This window comes from Bacteroides sp. CAG:633, assembly GCF_000435115.1.
Lineage (GTDB): Bacteria > Bacteroidota > Bacteroidia > Bacteroidales > Bacteroidaceae > Bacteroides > Bacteroides ndongoniae.
The window spans coordinates 1-5,510 of the sequence record NZ_FR882998.1; the positions used below are offsets into that span (position 1 = coordinate 1).

The window sequence follows — 5,510 nt, forward strand, 5'->3', positions numbered from 1 at the left end:
GCGGCGGAAGTAGCCGCGGGTGTAGGTACACTGTGCCTCTTGTTTCAGATAGTAGGCAAACAAGCGTGCGTTTGCGCTGCCTAACAGATAGGTTATCAGCTTGGACAGGCGGGGGCTTTCCATCAGCCTCGCTGTGTCGGTGATGCCGTCTTCCAAAAGGATGCGTCGGTATGTGGACAGAATACGGCTGTCCCGCACTTCCACACCGACCGTTCCGCAGTGGTAGTCTATGAAGTCGGCGCAGAGCCGGGCACTCTCCGGGTCAAGGTTTTGTTTGCGGTAATCGTAGATGCTTTGCAGATAACTGTCTGCCTGTTTGTTGAGCTCTTTTTGAAAGAATAGTGTTTTCATGGTTTTGTATACAGTTGGTTTATTGAGGGGTGTACAGGATAGGGGCTACTTACCATAGCCTGCCCGAAAGCAGGGTCAGGCGAACAAACGTCAGTCGGTCCCCTTCTCTCAGTACGAGGGAGGTGTCAGCGGTACCGGCTTCTTCATCATTGACAAAAAGGCGGAAGATACCGTCTTCGTACGCTTGCAGGGCATTCTTTACGGCAGCCTCTGCGGAGGCCTTTTCCCCGTTGTAGTTTACACCGAAGCCCACTTTGCCTGACTCGGCGCGGTCGTCTATCTCCTCTTGCGTGAGGTATTTCAATAAATCGTTTTCACCGGGACGTTGATTGTGTCCTTCCACTTGCCGGCGGACAATGGCGGTGATGAGGCTTCGCACATCTGTAAGCGTTTCGTCCGGCAACTCTATTTGCATGGGTTCGATGCAGCATCTGCGTTTCCCTAATTGTTTGGTCTGAATAGATAGATTCATGTTGCATTGAAAATGTTTGGGAACAAAAATAGTGAAACTCGCCCGATTTCGGATGGATTTAGGAAGAATAATGTAAACTATTGGGCTTTCAGGGAGATACGCAGCATTATTCCGCATTTGTAAATGTGTGCTTTGAAGCCGTTTTTTGAATAGTTAAGCGAAAAAATTGCTACCTATCCGTTGCCCATTCCAGTTGTATGGAGTTGTTTGAAAATCCTTTCTGCTCCGACCGTAAAGAACGCAGTTTCATCATTTTGGCTTAGCGAAGGTACTTATTTTTTTAGAGATATGAAAAATATAGGTTCCGGAAGTCAATGGTGATAGCTTTGTCGATGTCTGACGATATTTTACATGCCGATGATTAACTCTGTCTCTGTTAATTTTGCAAACAATGGAACAGATTATGAATCAGACAGATGTAAAGGTTTCGTTCTACCTTAAAAAGAGCGAGGCGGATGCCAGGGGAAACTGTCCCGTGATGGCACGGCTTATTGTCGGCAAGCACTCTGAAACAGCATTCAGTGTCAAGTTTCGTGTGCCACAGTCATTGTGGTCATCCGGACGGGCGTGTGGAAAAAGTGTTGCGGCAAGAGACATAAACAACAGACTGGATGAAATACGTGCTGCCGCGCTCGGCATCTATGCGGAACAATCTGCAATCCGTGAGGATGTAACAGCAGAGGATGTAAAGCATCAACTTTTGGGGATGGCTTCGGAACAAGAAACCCTATTAAGCTATTTCAGACTTTTCATTAGAAATTTCGAGAAACGCGTTGGGATCAATCGTACGGAAAAGACATTGAGGGCTTACCGCAATTCCTACAATCATCTGGTACGTTTTTTACAGATGCAATATAAGCTGTCAGATATCCCTTTTGCCGCATTGGACCGTTCCTTCATTGAAAAATATGACTTGTATCTACGTACGGAATGTTGTCTGGCTTCAGGCACAATAGTCAATCTTACCGTCCAACTGAAAACAATTGTCGGAGAAGCTATTGCTGACGGTATAATAACAGTATTCCCGTTTGTCGGATATGAACCGGTACATCCGAAACCGGAACAGAAATATCTCACCTCCGAAGAATTGAATAGGATTATGACAACACCTCTCCATGATCAGATTCTTTATCATGTGAGAGATATGTTCCTGTTTTCCTGTTATACGGGTATTCCCTATAGCGACATGTGTCTGCTGACAAATGAAAACCTTTCTCTCGCGGAAGATGGTACCTGGTGGATCAGGAGTTCTCGCAAGAAAACCGGTGTAGATTTTGAAATACCGCTTATGGAACTGCCGTTCCATATTATTGAAAAATACCGCGATATGGCTCCTGAAGGAAAGCTTCTCCCCATGTATTCCAACAGTTCATTGAATCGTTATCTGAAACGCATCGCCGAAATTTGCGGTATAGGACGTAAGCTGGTCTTCCATGCAGCCCGTCATACCTATGCGACAGAAATTACACTTTCCCATGGCGTACCGCTTGAAACGGTCAGCAAGATGTTGGGGCACAGTCGTATTGAGACCACACAGCATTACGCAAAGGTGACAGACAATAAGATAGATACAGATACGAAAGCATTGGATAAAATAATTGCTGAGCGGTTTTCTGTAGTTATTTGACAATGGCAAAAAATAGGATTATGAAAAGAAATACTGACAATATGGAAATCAAACGTCGCAGTACATTTGCGATACTGTTTTATATAAACCGCACCAAAGTCCGTAAGGATGGAACGTGCCAGTTGCTGTGCAAGATAAGCATAGATGCCAAATGGGAACAGATAGGAACGAAAGTATCCGTCAATCCGGCAATCTGGAATCCTGAAAAAGGACGGGCTGACGGCCGCAGTGAGAATGCCATTACCGTCAACCGGGCTATTGATGATCTGACCAAAGAAATCAAGGAGCATTACAGGCGGATTAAGAACAGTCTGGGATTTATTACGGCAGAGCAGGTAAAGAATGCCGTGATGGGAGTCGGTCAGAAACCGCTAACTCTGCTGGCTCTTTTCAGAGAGCATAACGAGGAGTTTAAGAAACGTATCGGTGTGGATCGTATAAAGGAGAGTTATGATTCCTACTTACGTTCATATAAGCACCTTTCGGCTTTCGTGCAGGAAAAACGCGGCGTAGAGGATGTACTGCTACGTAGTCTTGACCGTGTGTTCTACGATGACTTTGAACTTTTTCTCAGGACGGACAGGAATTTAAGCCCGAAGAGCGTGCATGAACATCTTTACAGGCTGAAGAAGATGACCATGCGGGCTGTCAGCCAGGGAACAATCCGCCGTGATCCGTATTGTCGCCTTCATCCTGAACTGCCCAAACGGAAAAGTCGTCATCTAAAGCTGGAAGATCTGAAGACACTGCTTACAACACCTGTCGAGAAGCCACAGCTTCAGTTTGTAAGGGATATGTTCATCTTCTCCACTTTTACCGGACTTGCCTATACGGATTTGAAAAAATTGAGGGTAAATGATATTACCCAATCTGAAGACGGTTCATGGTGGATCCATATCCATCGCCAGAAAACAGGAACACTGTCTTCTGTCCGATTGCTGGATATTCCGTTGAAGATAATAGAGAAATATCGGGAACAGAGAAAGGATGACAAGGTCTTCAATCTGTATAGTCGTACGTATTTCATTATGCTCGCCCACCAGTTGGGTGAAGTTTACGGATTTGAACTTACATTTCATAAGGCACGACACAATTTCGGAACCCATATAACCCTTTCATTGGGTGTTCCAATCGAGACAGTCGGCAAAATGATGGGGCATATGCGTATTGAGACCACGCAGCTTTACGCCAAAGTGACTGACAGGAAAGTGGACGAGGACATGAAACGGCTGAAAGCAGCCGGAATGGATCGGATTCCTGGTCTGTATGAAGAAGATGTTATTGTCAGGAAACGAAGAAGGAGATTCGGATACCAATTGTCCGACAACAAAGAAACGACCTTGTAAAGAGGCCGTTTCTTTTACTTTTGCTTCATACCCATCGCTGTTCTTCCCTGCATCTTTTATAAGCGTCATCAAGAACTTTTTGTATGTCTGACTCTTTGTATAGGGCTTTTCCCTGCACAAGATAGTAAGGTATCACACCGAGGGTCCGGTATTCCTGCAAGGTACGCCGGCTTACTTTCAACAGCTTTGAAAGTTCCTCGTCCGTGAGGAAATAATCACCGTGAAATGCGGGCCTTGGAGCCGTCCGTATTGCGTCTATCATGCGCTCCATGTTTTCCAGCCCTTTGAAAATAGTATCAATCCGCTGGTCTTTTCTGTTTATAAGATCGTAACTCATGGCTTTCTTTTTTGTGGGTGATAACTTGATTCCAACAGGCTTTGTACATCTTCCGGTTTGTAGAAGAACTTGTTCTTGATCCGGGTGAAAGGCAACAGTCCTTTCTCGCGATATACCTGAAGTGTTTTCTTGGATATTCGGAGAACCCCGCATACCTCCTGATTGTCCATCCATTTTTTCAGTCCCGCGTCTTTGGTCTGACTACATAGACCGATGACTTTTTTCTCAATCAGGCTGAGGCGGACAACCAATTCGTCAAAGGTCTGTTTTTCCATACATATAATTTCCATACCGTCATTTTATTAGGATTGAAGACCGAGTTCCTTTTTTATTTTCGCAGGCAGCACCTTTCCCTTTTTGTTCAGGAAGTCCTGAACTTCCGAAGCTTTGTAATAGGTACGTCCGTCAATCATGTAGTATGTGACGAGCTTCTTCTGGCGGTAGCGTGCAAGGGTACGCTTGGTAACACCAAGGAGTTCGCACATATCCTGGTTGTCAAGCAGCTTGTCACCCTCAAGGGCGGCCGTCTGCCTGTTCATGCGGTTCAGTCTGTCATCTATCCTGTCAAACCGTTCCATTATCTGATGGAGCATCATCTGGAATGTCTCCCTGTCTATCTGTATCATAATGAATTCTGTTTTTAGTGTAATAATTCCATTTTTTACACCGTGTTGCGCAACAGGTTTCATTATGATATAGGCCAAAACATGGACCAATGCAGCAAGACACACCCACATAAAAATATATCCCACTGGATTACAGTGAGATAAAAAATAGAAATTCAAAAAGACATGTTTGGGTAACGTTGCAGAAACATTGCAGTTGCGAGAAGCTATTGCAATGTTTTGCGATATATCAGACGGCAAATACCGTTACGGAAACTTTTTGAGGAGTGCAGATTCCAGGAGCAGGAATCAAGAAAATCAGATATTCGTATTCCATGGCCGGAAATTACAGGCAGCATATAGATGACAATTTCGTCGGGAAGGTGATATACAGACAGTCTGCGTAATATTTCCGTATCTTCACGTTCGGATATTATTGCCTGGAATATGGAATCAGAGGAAGTGGTATCCTTGAAACAGATAAGATCGACCATCGGGTAGTCAGGGGCTATGGAAAATGTGCTGTGCTGTTTCCAGAGAAGGAATCCGTTCCTGTCTTCTCTTATCCATTCCATCAGCTTGTCATCATCCGGGAAGTAACCGTCGATGGTCATTGCGAATACGATCTGAACTTTTGCCATACCTCTACCTGTTATAAATAAAAGCGTGAAACTCACACATTTTCAGGTAGGGGCTCTGGTAAGCCCATTGTAGATAATGCATGAGCTCACGCTATTTTTAGGCATAGCATAAGCTGCACGCAAAAGTCTCT

8 protein-coding genes are annotated in these 5,510 nt (G+C 44.7%); 2 read left to right on the plus strand and 6 right to left on the minus strand.

What is annotated here, in order from left to right:
• Together QVP67_RS02405 and QVP67_RS02410 are read right to left on the minus strand one after the other, a co-directional pair.
• Positions 1-351, minus strand: a 351-nt coding sequence (locus tag QVP67_RS02405; protein ID WP_288179824.1) for a hypothetical protein, incomplete at its 3' end; no start/stop codon positions are given.
• 49 nt (positions 352-400) lie between these two features.
• Positions 401-823: a hypothetical protein gene (locus QVP67_RS02410; protein ID WP_022161960.1), complete on the minus strand. Its 423-nt coding sequence runs from the start codon at positions 821-823 to the stop codon at positions 401-403.
• 403 nt (positions 824-1,226) lie between these two features.
• On the opposite strand from QVP67_RS02410, the gene QVP67_RS02415 reads away from it, so the two are divergent.
• Together QVP67_RS02415 and QVP67_RS02420 are read left to right on the plus strand one after the other, a co-directional pair.
• Positions 1,227-2,450 (plus strand): site-specific integrase, encoded by a 1,224-nt coding sequence (locus QVP67_RS02415; RefSeq protein WP_032944613.1) that lies wholly within the window; start codon positions 1,227-1,229, stop codon positions 2,448-2,450.
• A 20-nt stretch (positions 2,451-2,470) separates the two neighbouring features.
• Entirely contained in the window at positions 2,471-3,796 is a 1,326-nt protein-coding gene (locus tag QVP67_RS02420) for a site-specific integrase (protein WP_022161962.1), read from the plus strand.
• Positions 3,797-3,821: 25 nt separating this feature from the next.
• Here QVP67_RS02420 and QVP67_RS02425 read toward each other — a convergent pair whose 3' ends face one another.
• The 4 genes from QVP67_RS02425 to QVP67_RS02440 all read right to left on the minus strand — a co-directional run bounded on the left by QVP67_RS02425 (position 3,822) and on the right by QVP67_RS02440 (position 5,379).
• On the minus strand, positions 3,822-4,133 hold the full coding sequence (locus tag QVP67_RS02425) for a helix-turn-helix domain-containing protein (protein ID WP_022161963.1): 312 nt from the start codon (positions 4,131-4,133) through the stop codon (positions 3,822-3,824).
• Positions 4,130-4,423: a helix-turn-helix domain-containing protein gene (locus tag QVP67_RS02430; RefSeq protein WP_022161964.1), complete on the minus strand. Its 294-nt coding sequence runs from the start codon at positions 4,421-4,423 to the stop codon at positions 4,130-4,132. Before QVP67_RS02430 ends, QVP67_RS02425 begins: the two co-directional genes overlap by 4 nt.
• 12 nt (positions 4,424-4,435) lie before the next feature.
• Positions 4,436-4,759 carry a helix-turn-helix domain-containing protein gene (locus tag QVP67_RS02435; protein ID WP_022161965.1) on the minus strand — a complete coding sequence of 108 codons (324 nt, stop codon included), beginning with the start codon at positions 4,757-4,759 and terminating at the stop codon, positions 4,436-4,438.
• A gap of 206 nt (positions 4,760-4,965) precedes the next feature.
• Positions 4,966-5,379 (minus strand): hypothetical protein, encoded by a 414-nt coding sequence (locus QVP67_RS02440; protein ID WP_022161966.1) that lies wholly within the window; start codon positions 5,377-5,379, stop codon positions 4,966-4,968.
• Positions 5,380-5,510: the final 131 nt, after the last annotated feature.

What these genes read in the sequence shown, in the direction of transcription:
- QVP67_RS02430 (WP_022161964.1), bottom strand. Translation starts at nt 4,423, where the DNA reads ATGGAAATTATATGTATGGAAAAACAGACCTTTGACGAATTGGTTGTC.
- QVP67_RS02440 (WP_022161966.1), bottom strand. Translation starts at nt 5,379, where the DNA reads ATGGCAAAAGTTCAGATCGTATTCGCAATGACCATCGACGGTTACTTC.
- QVP67_RS02415 (WP_032944613.1), top strand. Translation starts at nt 1,227, where the DNA reads ATGAATCAGACAGATGTAAAGGTTTCGTTCTACCTTAAAAAGAGCGAG.
- QVP67_RS02420 (WP_022161962.1), top strand. Translation starts at nt 2,471, where the DNA reads ATGAAAAGAAATACTGACAATATGGAAATCAAACGTCGCAGTACATTT.
- QVP67_RS02425 (WP_022161963.1), bottom strand. Translation starts at nt 4,133, where the DNA reads ATGAGTTACGATCTTATAAACAGAAAAGACCAGCGGATTGATACTATT.
- QVP67_RS02435 (WP_022161965.1), bottom strand. Translation starts at nt 4,759, where the DNA reads ATGATACAGATAGACAGGGAGACATTCCAGATGATGCTCCATCAGATA.
- QVP67_RS02410 (WP_022161960.1), bottom strand. Translation starts at nt 823, where the DNA reads ATGAATCTATCTATTCAGACCAAACAATTAGGGAAACGCAGATGCTGC.